This is a genomic window from Gallibacterium melopsittaci (assembly GCF_042433085.1).
GTDB lineage: Bacteria > Pseudomonadota > Gammaproteobacteria > Enterobacterales > Pasteurellaceae > Gallibacterium > Gallibacterium melopsittaci.
This window is the reverse complement of record NZ_JBHLWA010000049.1, coordinates 228,632-248,298: the sequence shown is the minus strand read 5'-3', so window position 1 is coordinate 248,298 and position 19,667 is coordinate 228,632. Positions and strand designations below refer to the sequence as shown.

At 36.3% G+C, this 19,667-nt stretch carries 16 protein-coding genes; 11 read left to right on the top strand and 5 right to left on the bottom strand.

The window, feature by feature from the left end; genetic code table 11:
* Positions 1-177: 177 nt before the first annotated feature.
* The 9 genes from mepK to ruvC all read left to right on the top strand — a co-directional run bounded on the left by mepK (position 178) and on the right by ruvC (position 8,972).
* Positions 178-738 (top strand): peptidoglycan L,D-endopeptidase MepK, encoded by a 561-nt coding sequence (gene mepK / locus ACFFHT_RS10840; protein WP_382376129.1) that lies wholly within the window; start codon positions 178-180, stop codon positions 736-738.
* A gap of 21 nt (positions 739-759) precedes the next feature.
* Positions 760-1,401, top strand: coding sequence for an MBL fold metallo-hydrolase (locus ACFFHT_RS10835; protein WP_382376127.1), 642 nt, complete (start codon positions 760-762; stop codon positions 1,399-1,401).
* A gap of 101 nt (positions 1,402-1,502) precedes the next feature.
* Positions 1,503-3,434, top strand: coding sequence for an LTA synthase family protein (locus tag ACFFHT_RS10830; protein WP_382376125.1), 1,932 nt, complete (start codon positions 1,503-1,505; stop codon positions 3,432-3,434).
* Between the two features lie 119 nt (positions 3,435-3,553).
* Positions 3,554-4,282, top strand: coding sequence for a carboxy-S-adenosyl-L-methionine synthase CmoA (gene cmoA / locus ACFFHT_RS10825; protein WP_382376123.1), 729 nt, complete (start codon positions 3,554-3,556; stop codon positions 4,280-4,282).
* A 141-nt stretch (positions 4,283-4,423) separates the two neighbouring features.
* A complete protein-coding gene (gene aspS, locus ACFFHT_RS10820; protein WP_382376121.1) occupies positions 4,424-6,193 on the top strand; it encodes an aspartate--tRNA ligase in 1,770 nt (589 codons plus the stop codon).
* Between the two features lie 9 nt (positions 6,194-6,202).
* Entirely contained in the window at positions 6,203-7,105 is a 903-nt protein-coding gene (locus ACFFHT_RS10815; protein WP_382376119.1) for an RsiV family protein, read from the top strand.
* A 3-nt stretch (positions 7,106-7,108) separates the two neighbouring features.
* On the top strand, positions 7,109-7,561 hold the full coding sequence (gene nudB / locus ACFFHT_RS10810) for a dihydroneopterin triphosphate diphosphatase (protein ID WP_382376148.1): 453 nt from the start codon (positions 7,109-7,111) through the stop codon (positions 7,559-7,561).
* Positions 7,562-7,573: 12 nt separating this feature from the next.
* Entirely contained in the window at positions 7,574-8,314 is a 741-nt protein-coding gene (locus ACFFHT_RS10805; RefSeq protein ID WP_382376117.1) for a YebC/PmpR family DNA-binding transcriptional regulator, read from the top strand.
* Between the two features lie 88 nt (positions 8,315-8,402).
* Complete coding sequence (ruvC, locus tag ACFFHT_RS10800; protein ID WP_382376115.1) at positions 8,403-8,972, top strand: crossover junction endodeoxyribonuclease RuvC; 570 nt, start codon at positions 8,403-8,405, stop codon at positions 8,970-8,972.
* A 37-nt stretch (positions 8,973-9,009) separates the two neighbouring features.
* On the opposite strand, the gene fabA is transcribed toward ruvC, so the two are convergent.
* The 5 genes from fabA to ydiJ form a co-directional block, all read right to left on the bottom strand.
* A complete protein-coding gene (fabA, locus tag ACFFHT_RS10795; protein ID WP_382376113.1) occupies positions 9,010-9,555 on the bottom strand; it encodes a bifunctional 3-hydroxydecanoyl-ACP dehydratase/trans-2-decenoyl-ACP isomerase in 546 nt (181 codons plus the stop codon).
* Between the two features lie 129 nt (positions 9,556-9,684).
* Positions 9,685-11,463 carry an AAA family ATPase gene (locus tag ACFFHT_RS10790; RefSeq protein ID WP_382376111.1) on the bottom strand — a complete coding sequence of 593 codons (1,779 nt, stop codon included), beginning with the start codon at positions 11,461-11,463 and terminating at the stop codon, positions 9,685-9,687.
* 193 nt (positions 11,464-11,656) lie between these two features.
* Positions 11,657-12,637 carry a ferrochelatase gene (gene hemH / locus ACFFHT_RS10785; RefSeq protein ID WP_382376109.1) on the bottom strand — a complete coding sequence of 327 codons (981 nt, stop codon included), beginning with the start codon at positions 12,635-12,637 and terminating at the stop codon, positions 11,657-11,659.
* Positions 12,637-13,068, bottom strand: a complete 432-nt coding sequence (locus ACFFHT_RS10780; protein WP_382376107.1) for a PaaI family thioesterase — start codon at positions 13,066-13,068, stop codon at positions 12,637-12,639. The genes hemH and ACFFHT_RS10780 overlap by 1 nt, the downstream gene beginning before the upstream one ends.
* A complete protein-coding gene (gene ydiJ / locus ACFFHT_RS10775; RefSeq protein ID WP_382376105.1) occupies positions 13,068-16,136 on the bottom strand; it encodes a D-2-hydroxyglutarate dehydrogenase YdiJ in 3,069 nt (1,022 codons plus the stop codon). The genes ACFFHT_RS10780 and ydiJ overlap by 1 nt, the downstream gene beginning before the upstream one ends.
* A 373-nt stretch (positions 16,137-16,509) precedes the next feature.
* Between ydiJ and ompA the strand changes: the two genes are divergently transcribed.
* Together ompA and ACFFHT_RS10765 are read left to right on the top strand one after the other, a co-directional pair.
* Positions 16,510-17,571, top strand: a complete 1,062-nt coding sequence (gene ompA, locus ACFFHT_RS10770; protein ID WP_382376103.1) for a porin OmpA — start codon at positions 16,510-16,512, stop codon at positions 17,569-17,571.
* A 492-nt stretch (positions 17,572-18,063) separates the two neighbouring features.
* A complete protein-coding gene (locus ACFFHT_RS10765; RefSeq protein ID WP_382376101.1) occupies positions 18,064-19,662 on the top strand; it encodes a ShlB/FhaC/HecB family hemolysin secretion/activation protein in 1,599 nt (532 codons plus the stop codon).
* Positions 19,663-19,667 lie beyond the last annotated feature (5 nt).

Genomic DNA, 19,667 nt, shown 5'->3' with positions numbered 1-19,667 from the left:
ATAAATATTAGCCACAATTTTGTCCACTTGGCATAGTTTTTGACACATCAGCAACAATTTTGTCTACTATGCCGCTTTAATCTAGAGAAAAAATCAGTATAATCCAGAAGGCTATTGTTTATGCAATAGCCTTTCTGTTGACCTCTGATAAATCACTTACCAATAGGAAACAAGGAAATGGGCAATATTGATCAATCTCGCCGCAGATGGCTATCGTTGGGCGGTATTATGTTGGGTAGTTCATTTGTAGCGAATTCTGCGTTCGCTGTTTTATCTACCGCTGCTCCTAAAATTTTACATTTTAAAAATATTAATACAGGCGAGAAATTTAGTTCCCCATTTTCTCCAGGTAAAGGAGTAGCAAAAGCTGATTTACAAAAATTAAATTATTTGATGCGTGATAGACGAACTAACTTAGTTCATACTATGGATCCGCATTTATTCACTAAACTTTACCAAATTCAATCTCGCTTAGGTTTACGTTCTTGTGAAATTTCAATTATTTGTGGTTATCGTGCGCCTGCAACTAATGCAGCAATGCATCGTCGCAGTAAAGGTGTTGCAAGTAATAGTTATCATATGCGTGGGCAAGCTGTGGATTTTCGTATTAGTAATGTTTCATTAGATAATGTACGTAAAGCAGCACAATCTTTGAATAATGGTGGAGTAGGTTATTACCCACGCAGTAATTTTGTACATGTGGATACAGGTCCTAATCGTACATGGCGTGGTAGTTGATGATAGAAGTTTATAATCATTATGAATGTACAAATTATTCCAGTTACCCCTTTTCAACAAAATTGTTCTGTTGTTTGGGATGATCAAAAAAATGCCGCTATCATTGATCCTGGCGGCGAAGCGGAAAGAATTATCCAATTTATTCAAGAAAATCAATTAATTCCAAGATTAATTTTATTAACGCATGGTCATCTTGATCATGTTGGTGCAGCAGCAAAATTAAAGCGTGAATTTAGCATAGAGATTGTTGGTCCAGAAAAATCAGATGATTATTGGTTGCAGGGCTTACCACAACAAGCAGAGCAATTTGGCTTACCTTATTGTGCACCATTGACACCAGATCGTTGGTTAAATGAAGGTGATGTGATAGCGGTTGGTGATTTTTCATTTGATGTTTTACATCTTCCAGGGCATACGCCAGGTCATATTGGTTTCATTAATAAAGTAGAAAATATTGCTTTTACTGGTGATGTTCTATTTCGCCGCAGTATTGGACGCACTGATTTTCCAGGTGGAAACTTTTCTCAATTAATTCAAAGTATCAAAGAAAAACTATGGCCACTAGATGATGAAATGCAAATTGTCGCTGGTCACGGATTATTAACGACGATAGCAGATGAAAAAAGTAAAAATCCTTTTTTAACTGCACAAAATATCGACTAAATAAGGGAACTCTTTAATCAAATAAATCTCTAATAGCTGCCTCTACTATTAGAGGTTTTTTATTTTATTGAGAGCAATAAACATCAGGATGTGAAGTTACTATGTTGCGAATTTTTTCTTTTTATCCCGTACTCTATTTTTTCATTTTAAATTTAATTATTTTATCAGGTAGTCGTCTTGGATTGGCTTTTTGGCAGAAAGAGCGTGTTGATGCCGTAGATGGATGGTTTCCATTATTGATTCAAGGCGTGCGTATGGATGTAGTGTCCTTATGTTGGCTATTTGGATTATTTGCTTTTTTATCTGCTTTATTTCTGGATAAAACGCAATTTGGTTCGGCTTTTAGGGTAGTTTTACGGGTAGTTTTAACTGCTGGTTCTGTTTTTATCTTATTTATGGAATTAGCAACACCAGAGTTTATTAGTACTTATGATTTCCGCCCAAATCGCTTATTTGTTGAATATCTCGTGAATCCGCGTGAAGTCTTTACAATGTTAGCAAAAGGGCATTTGTTCACGATGATTATGTCAATCATTATTACCATTTTAGCGATTTGGGGATATTGGAAACTTTCTGGTTATGTAGTGCGTGATGCTAATGCGGGTCGCTGGATTTATCGCCCAGTAGTGGCAATTTTGATTGCTGGCTTAGTATTTATTGGTGCGAGATCAACTTTTGCACATCGAGGCATTAATCCTTCAATGGTAGCTTTCTCTTCTGATGCGTTAGTGAATTCATTGGTATTAAATTCAGGTTATTCGGTCCTGTTTGCATTGCAACAAATGGGAGATGAAGAGAACTCATCAGAGATTTATGGTCATCTGCCACCTGAAGAAATGTTAGTTACACTGAAAAATTTACATCCTCGTCCAGCGAGTGATTATATTCCTGGCGATATTCCATTATTGAGCAAGAATGAAGCAAGTTATCATGGTAAACCAAAAAATCTGGTGATTATTTTGGAAGAGAGTTTAGGTGCACAATTTATTGGTTCATTAGGTGGATTACCATTATCTCCAAATCTTGATCAGTTAAGTAAAGAGGGATGGTGGTTTGAAAATTTATATGCCACAGGAACACGCTCAGTTCGTGGTATTGAAGCAGTGGTAACTGGGTTTACTCCGACACCAGCCCGTGCAGTAGTGAAACTGCCAAATAGTCAAACAGGTTTCTTTACGATTGCTGATTTATTAGCAAGAAAAGGTTATCACACCTCTTTTATTTACGGTGGTGAAAAGCATTTTGATAATATGGCAAGTTTCTTTTATGGTAATGGATTCCAATTTATTATCGATCAAAATGATTATCCAAAACCAATGTTTAAAGGTACTTGGGGAGTATCTGATGAAGATCTCTTTATTCGAGCTGATGAAGAATTTCGTAAGTTACAACAACAGGGCAAGCCATTCTTTAGCTTAGTCTTTAGTTCAAGTAATCATGATCCTTTTGAGTTTCCAGATAATAAGATTGAACTCTATGAACAACCAAAAGCAACGAGAAATAATGCGGCCAAATATGCTGATTTTGCAATTGGTGAATTTTTTAAACGAGCAAAACAATCAGATTATTGGAAAGATACTGTCTTTTTAGTGATTGCCGATCATGATTCTCGTGTTGCTGGTGCTTCATTAGTGCCAATTGCCCATTTCCATATTCCAGCGTTAATTATTGGCGATGGAATTGCATCTAAACAAGATAATCGTTTAGTGAGCCAAATTGATATGCCACCAACATTGTTATCACTGATTGGGATCGATGCAGAATATCCAATGTTAGGTTTTGATTTAACAAAATATAGTCCAAATCGTGCTTTAATGCAGTTTGACAAATCAATGGCATTAATGAATGAACAACAACAAGTTGTGATTTTACAACCTGAAAAACAGCCAGCTGGATTTAAATATGATCTTAGTAAAAAAGTATTACAGCCAGCAGATGTGCCAGAAGAAATGAAAAAACAAGCATTAACTTATGCACTTTGGGGAAGTTATTTATATAAGAATCGCTTGTATCATTTACCTGAAAAGAAATAATTGTAATCTCAATTTGAATGATAAGGCTCTCGGATTTATTTTAGAGAGCCTTTATTTATCTTAAAAAATAGGCAATTTTCTATTACAATACCCACTTTTTTATTTCTCAGAATATTATTATGTCTAAAGATATGATTTTTTCAGCACCCATTGAGAAATTGGGTGACTTTACTTTCGATGAACGTGTAGCGGAAGTATTTCCTGATATGATTCAACGTTCAGTTCCTGGTTATTCAAATATTATTACGGCAATAGGTATGCTAGCAGAGCGTTTTGTGCAGCCTGAAACGAATGTGTTTGACTTAGGCTGTTCACGAGGAGCAGCAACATTATCAATGCGACGTAATATTAAATGTGACGGGGTTAAAATTTTTGGTATAGATAATTCAGAACCTATGGTACAACGATGCCGACAACATTTAGCGGCTTACCATAGTGATGTACCCGTTGAGATTATATGCGCTGATATTCGTGATATTGAAATCACTAATGCGTCTATGGTGGTGTTAAATTTTACGCTGCAATTTGTGCCACCTGCAGATAGGGAAGCACTATTAGCGAAAATTTATCAAGGATTGACGAAAGGCGGAATCTTAGTCTTATCGGAAAAATATCGTTTTGAAGATGATGTGATTAATGATCTGCAAATTGATTTACACCACACATTTAAACGAGCTAATGGTTATAGTGAGTTAGAAGTGAGTCAAAAACGCACAGCATTAGAAAATGTGATGAAAACAGATAGTATTGCTAGCCAAAAATTATTATTAGAAAAAATTGGTTTCCAACATGTAGCGATGTGGTTTCAATGTTTTAACTTTGGTTCAATGCTAGCAATTAAAGCCTAAATTAACAGAAAAGTGGACGAGAGATTAGCTTTTTAAAGATTTCTGATGGGAAATGTATTAATCCAATTCAAAGTAGTGCGGATTTTCGCTATAATCGCCAAGTTAATTTTTAGCTTAATTTAAAAACAAGGATTTATTATTATGATGCGTTCACATTATTGCGGTGCATTAAACCGTAGTCATATTGGTCAAGAGGTAATACTGAGTGGTTGGGTACACCGTCGTCGTGATTTAGGCGGATTGATTTTTATCGATATGCGTGATCGTGAAGGGATTGTTCAAGTATTTATTGATCCACAAAATAAACAAGCCTTTGAAAAAGCAGCAAATTTACGTAGCGAATATTGTATCCAAATTAAAGGCCAAGTGATTGCTCGTCCAGATAATCAAATCAACAAAAATATGGCAACTGGTGAAGTAGAAGTTTCTGCGACCGATGTTTTAATTTATAACGCATCAGATGTATTGCCATTAGATTTCAATCAAAATAATACTGAAGAACAACGTTTAAAATATCGTTATTTGGATTTACGCCGTCCAGAAATGGCACAACGCTTAAAAACTCGCGCTAAAATTACCAGTTATGTACGCCGTTTTATGGATAGTCATGGTTTCCTTGACATTGAAACCCCAATGCTAACCAAAGCTACGCCAGAAGGGGCACGTGATTATCTCGTCCCAAGTCGTGTTCACAAAGGAAAATTCTACGCATTACCACAATCACCTCAGCTCTTTAAGCAATTATTGATGATGTCTGGTTTTGATCGCTATTATCAAATTGTGAAGTGCTTCCGTGATGAAGATTTACGCGCAGATCGCCAACCTGAATTTACCCAAATCGATGTGGAAACCTCTTTCTTAACTGCACCAGAAGTACGTTTAATTATGGAAGAGATGGTACATGGTTTATGGTTAGAAATTTTAGGCATAGATTTAGGTAAATTCCCAGTGATGACATTTGCAGAAGCGATGCGTCGTTTTGGTTCAGATAAGCCAGATTTACGTAATCCATTGGAAATGGTAGATGTAGCTGATTTACTAAAAGAAGTTGATTTCAAAGTATTTAGTGGTCCTGCAAATGATCCTAAAGGTCGTATTGCAGCAATTCGTGTGCCAAACGGTTCTCACATTACTCGTAAACAAATTGATGAATATACTCAATTTGTAAGTATTTATGGTGCGAAAGGTTTAGCTTGGATGAAGATTAATGATCTTGCTGCTGGTGCAGAAGGTGTACAAAGCCCAATCGCTAAATTCTTATCTGAAGAAGTCCTAAAAGCCTTATTAGAACGTGTACAAGCACAAACAGGCGATATTATTTTCTTTGGTGCAGATAGCTATAAAGTCGTAACAGATGCAATGGGTGCATTACGCTTGAAATTAGGGCGTGATTGTGGCTTGACGAAGTTAGATCAGTGGGCGCCATTATGGGTAATTGATTTCCCAATGTTCGAAGATGATGGTGAAGGTGGTTTAGCGGCAATGCACCATCCATTTACCTCACCAGCACATGTTTCACCAGAAGAGTTGGAACAATCTCCAGTGGATGCAGTAGCGAATGCTTATGATATGGTGATTAATGGTTATGAAGTCGGTGGTGGTTCAGTGCGTATTTTTGATCCAAAAATGCAACAAACTGTATTCCGCATTTTAGGTATTAATGAACAAGAACAACGTGAAAAATTTGGCTTCTTATTGGATGCATTAAAATTTGGTACACCACCACACGCAGGCTTAGCGTTTGGTTTAGATCGCTTAACCATGTTATTAACTGGCACAGAAAATATCCGTGATGTCATTGCTTTCCCGAAAACAACAGCAGCAGCTTGCTTAATGACGGAAGCACCAAGTTATGCGAATGAACAAGCATTACAAGAGTTAGCCATTCAAGTCACTAAAGTGAAAGAATAAGAGGCAAAAATGAATCAATATAAATGGGGTGTACTTTGCTTAGCAAGTATTGCCCTATTTGCCTGTAAAGAGGATAAAACAGTAGTGCAATCTGCTGTGGCGACAACAGCAACTCAACAGTCTGTTGCTGAAACTATCCCATTAGTTAGTGCAGAACCAACAACAATAATTCAGGAGAAAAAATGTGTTGTTGATGATCGTTGCTATGAAATTGATTTAAAAGGGTTAAAGACCAACGTTGATTGGATTGATCACTACTTTCAATCGGAAATGCGAGAGTATCTTTTTCCTGAAGGGAAGGATCTTTTGCCAGAAGAGGTTGATAAAGTTAAAGCACGTTGGAAACAATTACCATTTGATCAATTAAAATCGGAATATGTTAAGAATATTGCTGATTTATTTAGCGATGCTGAACATGCACCAATTGGTTATTCATTTGAGTATCAACCACGCTTTATCGGACAACGGCAGCAATTAGCAATGTTCGTTGATTATTTTTATCTTTATTCTGGTGGCGCACATGGTATTTATGGTACGCACTTTAGTAACTTTGATTTAAAGGAAAAAAAATTATTAAAGCTAGATGATATTTTGTTACCTAATCAACAATTGAAGTTTAATGCGTTGCTACGTAATGCTTATTTATATTACATATCAACTGTAGAAAATGAGCAAGACCCAGATAAGTTAGAACAATTATTGAAAGAAAGAGAATCTATACCTGGAGGACAGCTTGAGCCAACAGATAATTTTACCTTTACTTATGAAGGTTTATTATTAAGTTATCTGCCTTATGAGTTAGGTTCTTATGCTGAGGGAGAAATTCAATTATTAATTCCTTATAGTGCTTTAATTGGGGTAGTAAAACCAGATTATTTATTTAATACAACTAAGACGATTATTTCTGAGTAAATGATGAAATATAAACACCCTGAATCGGTTTTGGTTGTAGTGTATTGTACTCATACTAAACGAGTATTAATGCTACAACGTAAAGATGATCAGGATTTTTGGCAATCTGTTTCGGGCAGTTTAGAAGTTGGCGAAACACCAGCGCAAGCGGCAGAACGGGAAGTGTTTGAAGAACTACAATTAGATCTTTCTAGATTACCAAGTACGCTTAAAGATTGTCACTATGAAGTCGATTTTGAAATCTTTGCCCAATTTCGTGCGCGTTACGCACCTAATGTAACGCATTGTCATGAATATTGGTTTACCTTACCGTTAGCAGAGGAGTATCCAGTTGTATTAACGGAGCATTCTGCTTATCGTTGGGTAGAAGCAGAAACTGCAATGAAGATGACAAAATCTTGGAATAACGCGCAAGCGATAGAAAAATTTGTAATACATCAACCTATTGAAAATTAAAGAGGATTTTTCATGGCTGGTCACAGTAAATGGGCTAATATTAAACACCGCAAAGCGGCGCAAGACGCACAACGTGGGAAAATTTTTACTAAATTAATTCGTGAGTTAGTTACAGCAGCAAAATTGGGCGGAGCCGATGTTGGTTCAAACCCACGTTTACGTACTGCGGTAGATAAAGCACTATCAAACAATATGACTCGTGATACTATCAATCGAGCTATTCAACGTGGTGCAGGCGGTGGCGATGATACCAATATGGAATCTATTGTGTATGAAGGTTACGGTCCAGGTGGTACAGCGATTATCGTTGAATGTTTGACAGATAATCGCAAACGTACGGTTTCTGAAGTACGCCATGCTTTTACTAAATCTGGTGGAAATTTAGGTACAGACGGTTCAGTGGCTTATCTCTTTACTCGCAAAGGCTTAATTTTAGTGAATGAAGCGGATGAAGATGCATTAATGGAAGCTGCAATTGAAGCAGGCGCAGATGACGTTCAACCACAAGATGATGGTAGTTTTGAAATCTATACAGCTTGGGAAGAGTTAAGTGCAGTGCGTGATGCGTTAACGGAAGCAGGCTTTAAAGTAAATGAAGCAGAAGTAACTATGATCCCATCTACAACAGCAGAGTTAGATGCGGAAACTGCACCAAAACTAATGCGTTTAGTAGATATGCTCGAAGATTGTGATGATGTACAAAACGTATATCACAATGGTGATATGAGTGACGAAGTAGCAGCATTGTTATAAAAAATATAGGTCAGAGGTTTAAAATCTGATTAAACATTAAATATCAAATAAGGGCGTTTTGAACGCCCTATTTTTTAGGTAGTAATTTATGATTATTCTCGGTATTGACCCCGGTTCACGTTTAACTGGCTATGGCGTAATTCGTCAACAAGGTAAACAACTTATTTATCTTGGTAGTGGTGTCATTCGGACGGAAGTTGATGATTTACCAACTCGCTTACAACGTATTCATGCAGGTGTCACTGAAATTATTATGCAATTTCAACCAGAAGTATTATCGATTGAGCAGGTTTTTATGGCAAAGAATGCAGATTCCGCATTAAAACTAGGGCAAGCGAGAGGAGCTGCGATTGTTGCAGCGACAAATCAACAGTTACCTGTCTTTGAATATGCTGCAAGATTAGTGAAACAGACTGTTGTTGGAATTGGTTCTGCTGATAAAAAACAAGTCCAGCACATGGTAACAAGGATTTTAAATTTATCGGCTTCACCACAAGCTGATGCGGCAGATGCGTTAGCGATTGCGATTACCCATGCTCATTCAATGCAATATTCATTGCAGATTGCTAAAGCGGGACAAGTTCAATTAACTGGAAATACAATACCATTAAAAGCGAGATATAGTCGGGGACGCTTCCGCCTAAAAGCAGAAAAGTAAGTACTGGTTATGCCATGTATAACCAGTACCAGTAAATTTAAAACATTGTTGTATCTTGGAATAAGCCGACTTTTAGATCCGTTGCGGTATAAATAATACGACCATCTACTTCCACCTCTCCATCGGCTAAGCCCATGATTAATTTACGATTAATCACACGTTTTAAATGGATACGGTAAGTCACTTTCTTTGAAGTTGGTAAAATTTGTCCGGTAAATTTCACTTCGCCAACGCCTAACGCACGCCCTTTACCTTCACCACCGATCCAACCTAGGAAAAAGCCAACTAATTGCCACATGGCATCTAAACCTAAACAACCTGGCATAACAGGATCGCCAATAAAATGACAACCAAAGAAAGGTAAATCAGGACGAATATCTAATTCTGCTTCAATATAACCTTTACCATAACGCCCTTTCGTTTCATCCATTTCAATAATACGATCCATCATTAACATTGAGGGTGCAGGTAATTGGGGGCCTTTCTCACCAAATAATTCACCACGTCCAGAGGCTAATAAATCCTCATAACTAAAAGATTTTTGATCGGTGAATGTTCTTTTTTGTGAACTACTGTTCGGCATACTGTTCTCCTACAAGTGAGCGTTAAAATTCCTATTTCAAAGGAATAACAAGATGTAAGCTATTCTAGCAAGGAAAAAAACCTTTTTAAATGGCTTACACTTGTTAGCTGAATGGTCGGAGCAGTTTTTTTACTTTTTAGTTGAATTTAGCCACGAAAACCAACGCGATAGTAATGGTTTCGTTTCGGCTTTCTGTTCGATATTTTGTAAAATTAGTTGATTTAATGGTCGATTATTTGCGTGATATTCAGTATTAGGCATCTCAATTAAATCTCGTTGCAGTAAGATTTGTAAGGCTTGTGTGGCATCTTCAACAATCCAAAGATGGAATTCACCTGCTTGCACGGCATCAATCACAGCACGGTTTAAACTTAGTTGAGAGCAAACTACGGCAGGAATAATGACACCTTGTTTTCCGGTTAAACCACGTTGTTGGCAAATTGCGAAAAAGCCTTCAATTTTTTCATTAACCCCACCGACAGCATGAACTAAACCAAATTGGTCAATTGCACCAGTTACGGCAACATGTTGTGGTAAAGGTAATTCTGCTAATGCACTCACTAAAACACAAAGCATCGCTAATGAAGCACTGTCACCATCAATTTCAGTGTACGACTGTTCAAAAACTAATGACGCGGAGAAAGGTAATTGACTTGGTAATTGCAAAATATTGCTTAAACAAGATTGTGCAATCATCATACCTTTACTATGAATATTGCCTGCTAATTCATTTTTACGATCAACATCAACAATTTCACCTTCACCAATTTGGACTAAACAGCTAATCCGTGATGGTTCACCAAAAGCGTAAGGAACACCAGGGTATTCAATGACTGACAGACCATTTATCTGTCCAATTTCTTCCCCATCAGTTGCAATATAGATCTGTTCGGCTAAAACACTCTGATAACTACGCTGTTGTAACAAGTCTCTCTGATAACATTGTTGGATATAATAGGCCTCAATCATTTCAGCGTTAATATGATTTGCTTGCGGTTGTGTCATTGATGCACCTTGCAAAATACGAAGAAGTTGAGATGGTGCATTACTAATAAGTTGTCGATCTTCGCTTTCACGCACTAATAATTGATATAAACGATTGATTCCTGAGAGATCGATAGATTTTTTTAATTCTAAATTAACGAGATGTTGCACATAGCCTGCCCATTGGTATTGTTGTTGTTCAGTTGCAACTTCACTATAAGAGGCTAATTCTGCATAATCTGCTAACTGGTATAGATCAGGTTGGATAGTTTCTAACTCGGCAATATTTTCTCGGTTGCCAACTAAAATTAATTTTAATTTCAATGGCATACTAGGAATGACACAAGGTTGGCGTTGTAGAATATTATCCAAATGCCAATGAAATTGTTGCTGTTGAAGCAGGCTTAATAAACGTAACCAAACATCAAATTGAGCTAATAATTGTGCTACTGAAACAATGAGAATCCCACCATTTAATTGATGCACAAGCCCTGGAACTAAATGCAATTTATCGCTATTAGTTAATTGTAAAATTTGTCCGAAGAGGTGTTGAGGATCAAGATAATCGGCACTTTTTACCCAGTAACGTTGAATAAAATTGTCAGTTTCTGCTTGTGCAGTACGCATTTCCATAATAGGAAATTCATTGTCACGTTGCGACTGAAATTGGTAATGCACACCATTAATTGGTAAAGGTAGATCGGCAAAATAGTGTTGTAATAAATAGTGTTCTAAACGCTGTAAATCACTAAATTGTTCATCACCTCTTAATACTAACAAATTACCATCCTGTGCGAGCCAATGCTTAATTGCTGCTGTAGCACGAGGTTGTAAATCCCAAAAATCAATATGATTACAAATTTTATCGGTTTGAATTGTGAAGGTAGGAGCGAGTGATTGCCAATCTAATTCTAATAAATCCATATGCTTTCTCTTATTATTTTTAACTGATGAATTATACACAAAACTTTACTGAATAACCCCTCTTTAAATAAGTAAGCAATATTTTCATAGAACCTATCCAACTTAGCTAAAAAATTGATTTAAATAAGGAAGCTAAGTTGAATGCTGAAATGCAACTTGAATTTCCTTATTTTCATTAAATAAATACTGAAGGTTATTTTTTATCGCCTAATTTTTCACAAATAAGCTGATACAACAAATCAATGTGTGTTGAATTAGCATTGAGTGCAGGAATATAACGATAAGATTCGCCACCAGCTTGTAAAAAGTACCGTTTATTTTCTTGGGCAATTTCTTCCAATGTTTCTAAACAATCAGTAGCAAACCCTGGGCAAATTACTGCGACTTTGCGAATATTTTTTTGTGGTAGTGACGTTAAGGTTTCGTCAGTATAAGGCTGTAACCACTCTTCTTTACCAAAACGAGATTGATAGCATAAACGCCACTGTTCTTTAGTAAGTGCAAGTTGTGCCGCAACAGCTTCTGCTGTTTGTTGGCAATGCTGGGCATAGTAATCTCCTTCTTGTTGATAACGTAAAGGAATGCCATGGAAAGAGAAGATCAAATGTTCATCTGCAGCGAGGTGTTGTTGAATACTGTGCGCTAATGCATTGATATATAAAGGGTGATTATGATAAGAGAAGATAATATCAAAAGGTATAATCTTACGTTGTTGATGTAGAGCAGTATGAAACGCATCCAATACAGAAGCGGTGGTAGTACTGCTATATTGTGGGTACAACGGTAGTAAGATTAAATGTTCTATATTTTGTGCATATAGTTTTTCAAGTGCAGAACTTATTGATGGATTACCATAAGTCATTGCTAATTCAACAACAACGTTTTGTTGCTGTTGTTGAAAGCGTTGTTGTAAGGCAGCCTTTTGCTGTTTACTAATTGCAAGCAAAGGGGAACCATCTGCTTGCCAAATTTTTTGATAAAGTGTCGCAACACGAGGAGCTCGTTTCGGCAAAATAATTAAATTTAATAATAATTGCCATTGCCAGCGAGGGAGATCAATTACACGAGGATCACTTAAAAATTGGCGCAAATAACGTTTTACTGCTGCAGGAGTAGCTTCATCTGGCGTGCCTAGATTAACTAATAACACGCCAATTTTTTTATTAGATTGCATTATTCTTCCCGTTGATCTAATACCGCAAGTGTTAAACGACTTTGGCAACAAAGGCGTTGTTGGGAATCCGTGATATTAATTTGCCAAACGTGTAGTGTTCTACCAATATGTAGCGGAGTAGCTCGAGCAACAACGCGTTCACCAAGTTTCATTGCTCGTAAATGGTTAGCGTTGATTTCAACACCAACCACTCCTTTATCTTCCTCGCAAGCACAAAATCCCGCATAAGATCCAACCGTTTCGGCTAATAGTGCAGAAGAACCGCCATGGAGTAATCCCATAGGTTGGCAATTTCTCTGATCGACGGTTAATGCTGCTTCTACCCAGTCATCACCAAATCCAATAAATTCAATGCCGAGTTGTTCAGCAGCTGTATTCTTATTTGCTTGATTAAGTGCTTCTAAATTAATATTTTTTTTCCAAATAGACATTAATGTAATACCTCTAACAATCCTTGTAATGGGTGTTTACTGATTTGATGTTGCATTCTTTTAATTTGGCTACGACAAGAGTAACCAGATACTAAACAATATTGTAAATCTTTATTTTGTAATTTCTTCTCCCAAGAAAGCTGGTAAATTTCTTTTGACGTTTCCTCATGAATAGTTTCGTGACCAAATGTTCCTGCCATACCACAACAACCTACTTGAACGACTTCCAGTTTTTCACCAAATTTGGCAAATAGGGCTTGCCATTGTTTGCCACTGTTTGGCAATAAGCTACTTTCCGTACAGTGAGGGAATAAATACCAAGTGCGTGCTGTTTCAGTTGGAGTGGATGACGTTTCATATGTTGTTAGTACATCAGATAACCACTCTTGTGCAGTAAGAACATTAAAATTCCCACGTTTTTCACCAAGTATTTGTTTATATTCATCACGATAGGAAAGCACGACTGCTGCATCAACACCAACTAAAGGTATCCCAAGTTTTGCAATACGATTTAATACTTCTGCTTGTTTAGTAGCTGTTTTACTAAAACGAGTTAAAAAACCTTTTACGTGTTGTGCTTTACCATTTGGTTTAAACGGCAATACTACAGCTTCAAATCCAAGTTTTTTGCTCAAACGGACAAAGTCGGCTACTACTTTTGCATCATAAAAAGAGGTAAAAGGATCTTGTACAATAAAGACCATTTTTTCACGTTGTTGCAAAGGTAATTGCTCTAATTGTTCTAATGAACGGTCGCGATAATTGATTTCGACTAATTGTTTTTGTAAGGATGGTACGGATAATTGCGGTAAGGCGACCATACCAATAAATTTTCTCGCTACTTTTTCCATTACAGGATGCGTTGTAATTGCATTGAAAAATGCAGGTGCTTTTGCCATCAATGGGGCAACATTTTCTACATTCGCAACCACATAATCTTTAATTGGGCGAGGATAGCGACTGTGATAGAAATATAAAAATTTTGCTTTAAAGTCAGGTACATCAATTTTAATTGGACACTGGCTCGCACAGGCTTTACAAGATAAGCAAGTATCCATTGCAGCCTTAACTTCATGCGAAAAGTCATCTTTATATTTATTAGAAAAACGATAACGTAGCTTTTCTATTAAATCAGTTAATTTGATTTTGTTTTTCTTGAAGTCTAACTGTTCGGCGGAGATATTGGCATTAGCTAATAGGCGTAACCATTCACGCACTAATGCAGCACGTCCTTTTGGTGAGAATACACGATTACGGCTCACTTTCATTGATGGACACATTACGCTATCAACATCAAAATTAAAACATAAGCCATTACCATTACAATTCATTGCACCACTAAATTGGTCTTTAATAGCGACAGGAATTTGGCGATCATAATCTGCACGCATTGGTGAAAGTACTTCAAATAATTTGGTATCTGAGTTAAGTGGTGTACAAATTTTCCCTGGATTAAGACGATTTTCTGGATCAAAGAGAGTTTTAATTTGCTGTAATACATGCCAGAGTTGATCACCAAAAAATTGGCGACTATATTCACCTCGCACCCCTTTACCATGTTCACCCCAAATTAAACCACCATATTGTTGTGTCAGATTAGCGACTTGATCAGAAATAGATTTAAATAATTTAACTTGTTCAGGATCACAAAGGTCTAAAGCAGGACGAACGTGTAATACCCCAGCGTCAACGTGTCCAAACATTCCATATTCAAGCTGATGCTTATCTAACAAAGCACGAAAATCGGCAATATAATCGGCAAGATTTTCTGGAGGAACACAAGTGTCCTCAACAAAAGGAATCGGTTTTGCACGACCTTTAGCATTACCTAATAAGCCTACGGCTTTTTTTCGCATTGCATAAATTTTTTCGACAGAAGCTAAATCAGTACAAACTTGATAACCAATCACATCATTTTGCTGATTAGCTATTTCTTGATCTAATCGCTGACATAATTGTGCAACTTGTTGTTGCTGATATTTTTCATTATTTCCTGCATATTCCACAATATTAAGACCAAGAATTGGCGTATTTTCATCTTCTTTTAATAAATCAGAAACGGAGTGCCAAATGATATCTTGTTTGGCTAAATTCAGGATTTTTGAATCAACAGTTTCGACTGATAATGCTTTAGCAGCAACCATAGCAGGTGCATGGCGTAATGCAGCATCAAATGAACGATATTTTATATTGATTAATGTACAATATTGCGGAATAGGTAATAGATTTAATTTAGCTTCACAAACAAACGCTAGAGAACCTTCTGAACCCGTTAGAATTCGACTTAAATTAAAGAGTGTAAGATCTTGATCAAACACGTGATTCAGATCGTAACCTGTAATGAAACGATTTAATTGAGGTAATTGCGTAAGAATTTGTTCACGATGTTGACGACAGAGTTGCTCAACTTCTTGATGAATTTGTTTTCCTGTTTTAGATAAATTCGCTTGTGCAATATTTTCCGCAAAATGATCACAGGCAATAGCTTCAGTATCTAGAATATCGCCATTTATTAAGACAGAACGCAAAGCAATAACATGATCAGAGGTTTTTCCATACATTAATGAACCTTGTCCAGAAGCATCGGTATTCACCATTCCACCAATAGTTGCACGATTACTAGTAGAAAGTTCTGGAGCAAAAAATAAACCGTGAGGCTTGAGATAACGGTTTAATTGATCTTTAACTACACCAGCTTGCACTCGAACCCAATGCTCTTTTACATTTAATTCAATGATCTGGTTCATATGGCGAGAGAGATCAACAATGATTGTACTATTTAGCGATTGTCCATTCGTTCCTGTACCGCCACCACGTGGTGTAAATTTCAATGATTTAAACTCATCCCGTTGAGCAAGTTTGGTTAATCTAACAATATCAGCAATTTCTTTTGGAAATAATAATGCTTGAGGAAGCTGTTGGTAAACGCTGTTGTCAGTAGCGAGAGAAAGGCGATCCGCATAATGATAAGCAATATCTCCGAGGAATCCTTGTTGCCTTAATTGGGTAATATATTGATTGACTAAAGGATCAAGCTGTTGCTTGCTCTCTAAATAAGGGATGATCATGATAAGCCTCTTTATAATGTTGTGTTTAATTGATATTAAAGGAACAAATGGAAGTTTATACTAGCATAAAAAATTAGAAAGTTAAGAAAGGCAAAAAAGATCGCGCGTTTTAGTACAAAACAGTTCAAAATTTTTTGAAAAAATAAAAAAACAACCATCATTTGCTTATTTTTTAATCTTTAAAAGGGTGTTTTTTAATCAAAAATAGAATAAAGGTTTGATTTTGTGTTGATCAATAGCGATAATATGCGTCACCGAATAAGTGAGCTGGATCTCATTTATTTTGGGGAGAGGTTGATGTTTACGATGTCTTTGATGGTAAATACAAACCTTAAAATCTAAATATAGATAATAAATTCAAGAGGATTTTATAATGAAAAAGACTGCAATCGCATTAGCAATTTCAGGATTAGCATTCGTATCAGTAGCACAAGCAGCTCCTCAAGCAAATACTTTCTACGCTGGTGCGAAAGCTGGTTGGGCATCATTCCACTATGATGTAAATCAATTTGATAGCAAATATGATGGTGATTTTGGAATTAACCGTAATTCAGAAACTTACGGTGTGTTTGGTGGTTACCAAATCACTGATAATTTCGCTGTTGAAGCAGGTTATGATTTCTACGGTAAATTAAGACGTCACCAAGGTGATTCTGTTCGTGCAAGACATACTGCACACGGTTTAAACCTTAGCTTAAAAGCAAGCTACCCAGTAGCTTATGTTGATGGTTTAGACGTTTATGGTCGTTTAGGCGCAGCATTAATCCGTTCAGATTATGCACAACATGAAAATGGTGTTAAAACAGTTTCTAAACACAAATTAAAAGTGTCTCCAGTATTCGCTGCTGGTGTTGAATATGCAATTCTTCCAGAATTAGCAGCACGTTTAGAATACCAATGGGTTGCTAAAGTAGGTAAAGTTAACCAATTTGCTGATAATGTTTCATACAGCCCAAGCATTGGTTCTGTATCTTTAGGTCTTTCTTACCGTTTCGGTCAAGGTGAACAAGCTCCAGCTCCAGCTGTTGAAGTTGTTAACAAGAAATTCGCATTAAGCTCTGATGTATTATTTGCTTTCGGTAAAGCAAACTTAAAACCAGAAGCAGCTCAATCATTAGACAACTTACAACAAGAAATTGCTAAAGTTGGTACTTTATCATCTGTTGAAGTTGCAGGTTATACAGACCGTATCGGTTCAGACAAATATAACTTAAAACTTTCTCAAGATCGTGCTAACACAGTAGCTAACTACTTAGTTTCTAAATCTGTATCTCCAGATGTAATTAAAGCAGTAGGTTACGGTAAAGCAAACCCAGTAACTGGCAACACTTGTGATGCAGTTAAAGGTCGTAAAGCATTAATCGCTTGCTTAGCACCAGATCGTCGTGTTGAAGTGTCTGTAAGTGGTCAACACCAAGCAACAGTTGAAAAATAATTAACAATATTATTTGTTCAATTTCAAAAATCCCAGCGAAAGCTGGGATTTTATTTTTACAATTTATACCTAATAAGGATTGTTTTTTGTTAAAAAATAACCTTTCTTTCTAATTAATTATCACTTCTCTAAAAAAAATCTCTTGTACTTTTTCTTATAAAAGTTGTACTTTTTCTTATCGATAAATATTTTTATTAACTTTAACTTATTGATTTTTTTCATGCTTTATTGTTCTTGTTACTATCTGTAATTATTTTTATACATAATTTCATGTTGTGTGAGAGGATGGGAGTTCGTATAATCTTTCCTAATTCTAAGCTAACTTTTCTATCTCTATTTTTTGATTAAGTGCAATTGACATAAAAATGACATTCTAGATAGTTTTTACTGTTGATTGATTTAATCTTCATATACAGAGTGATCGAGGATAATATGAAACTGACTAATGTGCAAAAAATACGATTTGCATATCTCACATCTATTTTGGGCTGTATGCCGGCTGTTCAGGCTGCTGTACCTTCACAACAAGATTTACCTGCCACAGACAATCCTAGTTTGCAACTTAACCGAATGCAAGAAGAGTTAGAACGTCAGCGAGTACAACAACAAATATCTAATGATAAACCATCAGCAAAGATTAATAGTCAAGCACGTTCTCAAACTAAAAGATCCCTTCCTGATATCCGTTTTCAGTTAAATGGACTTCATTTCCCAGTTTCACAAATCCTCAGTAAAGAAGAGTTAGATGTAATTATCCAAAAGTATGTTGGTCGTGAAATTAGTTTGCGAGATTTATATGTTATCGTAGATGAAATTAATGCACTTTATGATGCAAAAGGATATATCAATGCCCGAGCAATCTTAACTCCACAAACCATTAAGAAAGGGATAGTTACGATTGATTTAGTAGAAGGTAAAACAGGGCATATTCAATTAACAGGCAATGCAACAACGCGTGATAAATATATTTTAAATAGAGTTCATTTAGAGAAGGATAAGGTTGCCAAATTAACTGAAATTAGTGATGCCTTGATCCGTTTTAATGCCACTAATGATGCTCAACTTGGTTTAGTATTAAAAGCTGGTGAAGAGACTGGCACAACGGATTATGAAATTCGAGTTCAAGAGCCACCTCGTCACGTTGTACGTTTCTTTAGTGACAATGCTGGTTCCAAAAATAATGGTGAATATCGTTATGGAATGTCGTTATTTAATGCCAGTCTAACTGGAAATCGAGATGCATTAGGTATCACATTATTATCTTCACAAGGCACACGTTCAGGGGCAGTTTCCTACAATGCACCAATTAATACTTATGGAACTAAGTTGGGGCTCTCTTATAGTACAAACCGAGTAAGGGTTGTAGATGGTGAATTAGAACCCTTAAATGTAAAAGGTAGCGGGCATGCGTTAGGTGCTTCATTAGTTCATCCATTAACAGTGACTGAAAATATAAAATCACAAATTGGATTGGAATATAGTTACCAACGTTCGCGTACAGATTTTTCATCTAACCCATGGGTAAATGATAAAAATAATGGTGTATCAGCCTTTTATGATCGAATTTCTTATGGTGAACGTTCTGCTTTTTATCAAAAATATAGCTATAAATATGGTCGTAATGTCAATATTCTCAAAGAAAACAATCGATACGGCAAAGCAAATATTAGTTATGTTTTCCAAAAAGGATATGCAAGTAATGAACTTTCATCAATCCGCTTTGATGGACAATTAGCGACAACGACTTATTTACCATCAGCCGAACAATTCTATATTGGCGGTGCATATAGTGTCAGAGGTTATGAAGAAAGTTTATTAGGTGCTGATAGCGGAGTGAATATCAGTGCTGAACATTCGATTCCAATTTTAGCTGGTAAGATGAATGCTTATGTTTTTTCTGATTATGGCTATATCTGGGGTAAAAATGCTTATCAAGATCGAACGCTACTAAGTACAGGCGTTGGATTTAAAGGCAACATTACCAAATATTTTTCATTTAATACCAGCGTAGGATTCCCATTAAAAACGACCATCAATGATAGTGATGTTGATTCTGCACGCTTCCACTTTATGATTAACGCACAATTTTAAGCCAC

Bases quoted from the DNA above. Each gene is read 5' to 3' on its own strand.
- mepK (WP_382376129.1), top strand. From the start codon at position 178: ATGGGCAATATTGATCAATCTCGCCGCAGATGGCTATCGTTGGGCGGT.
- nudB (WP_382376148.1), top strand. From the start codon at position 7,109: ATGAAATATAAACACCCTGAATCGGTTTTGGTTGTAGTGTATTGTACT.
- ACFFHT_RS10830 (WP_382376125.1), top strand. From the start codon at position 1,503: ATGTTGCGAATTTTTTCTTTTTATCCCGTACTCTATTTTTTCATTTTA.
- ACFFHT_RS10805 (WP_382376117.1), top strand. From the start codon at position 7,574: ATGGCTGGTCACAGTAAATGGGCTAATATTAAACACCGCAAAGCGGCG.
- ydiJ (WP_382376105.1), bottom strand. From the start codon at position 16,136: ATGATCATCCCTTATTTAGAGAGCAAGCAACAGCTTGATCCTTTAGTC.
- ACFFHT_RS10835 (WP_382376127.1), top strand. From the start codon at position 760: ATGAATGTACAAATTATTCCAGTTACCCCTTTTCAACAAAATTGTTCT.
- ACFFHT_RS10815 (WP_382376119.1), top strand. From the start codon at position 6,203: ATGAATCAATATAAATGGGGTGTACTTTGCTTAGCAAGTATTGCCCTA.
- ompA (WP_382376103.1), top strand. From the start codon at position 16,510: ATGAAAAAGACTGCAATCGCATTAGCAATTTCAGGATTAGCATTCGTA.
- aspS (WP_382376121.1), top strand. From the start codon at position 4,424: ATGATGCGTTCACATTATTGCGGTGCATTAAACCGTAGTCATATTGGT.
- ruvC (WP_382376115.1), top strand. From the start codon at position 8,403: ATGATTATTCTCGGTATTGACCCCGGTTCACGTTTAACTGGCTATGGC.
- hemH (WP_382376109.1), bottom strand. From the start codon at position 12,637: ATGCAATCTAATAAAAAAATTGGCGTGTTATTAGTTAATCTAGGCACG.
- ACFFHT_RS10780 (WP_382376107.1), bottom strand. From the start codon at position 13,068: ATGTCTATTTGGAAAAAAAATATTAATTTAGAAGCACTTAATCAAGCA.
- fabA (WP_382376113.1), bottom strand. From the start codon at position 9,555: ATGCCGAACAGTAGTTCACAAAAAAGAACATTCACCGATCAAAAATCT.
- ACFFHT_RS10765 (WP_382376101.1), top strand. From the start codon at position 18,064: ATGCCGGCTGTTCAGGCTGCTGTACCTTCACAACAAGATTTACCTGCC.
- cmoA (WP_382376123.1), top strand. From the start codon at position 3,554: ATGTCTAAAGATATGATTTTTTCAGCACCCATTGAGAAATTGGGTGAC.
- ACFFHT_RS10790 (WP_382376111.1), bottom strand. From the start codon at position 11,463: ATGGATTTATTAGAATTAGATTGGCAATCACTCGCTCCTACCTTCACA.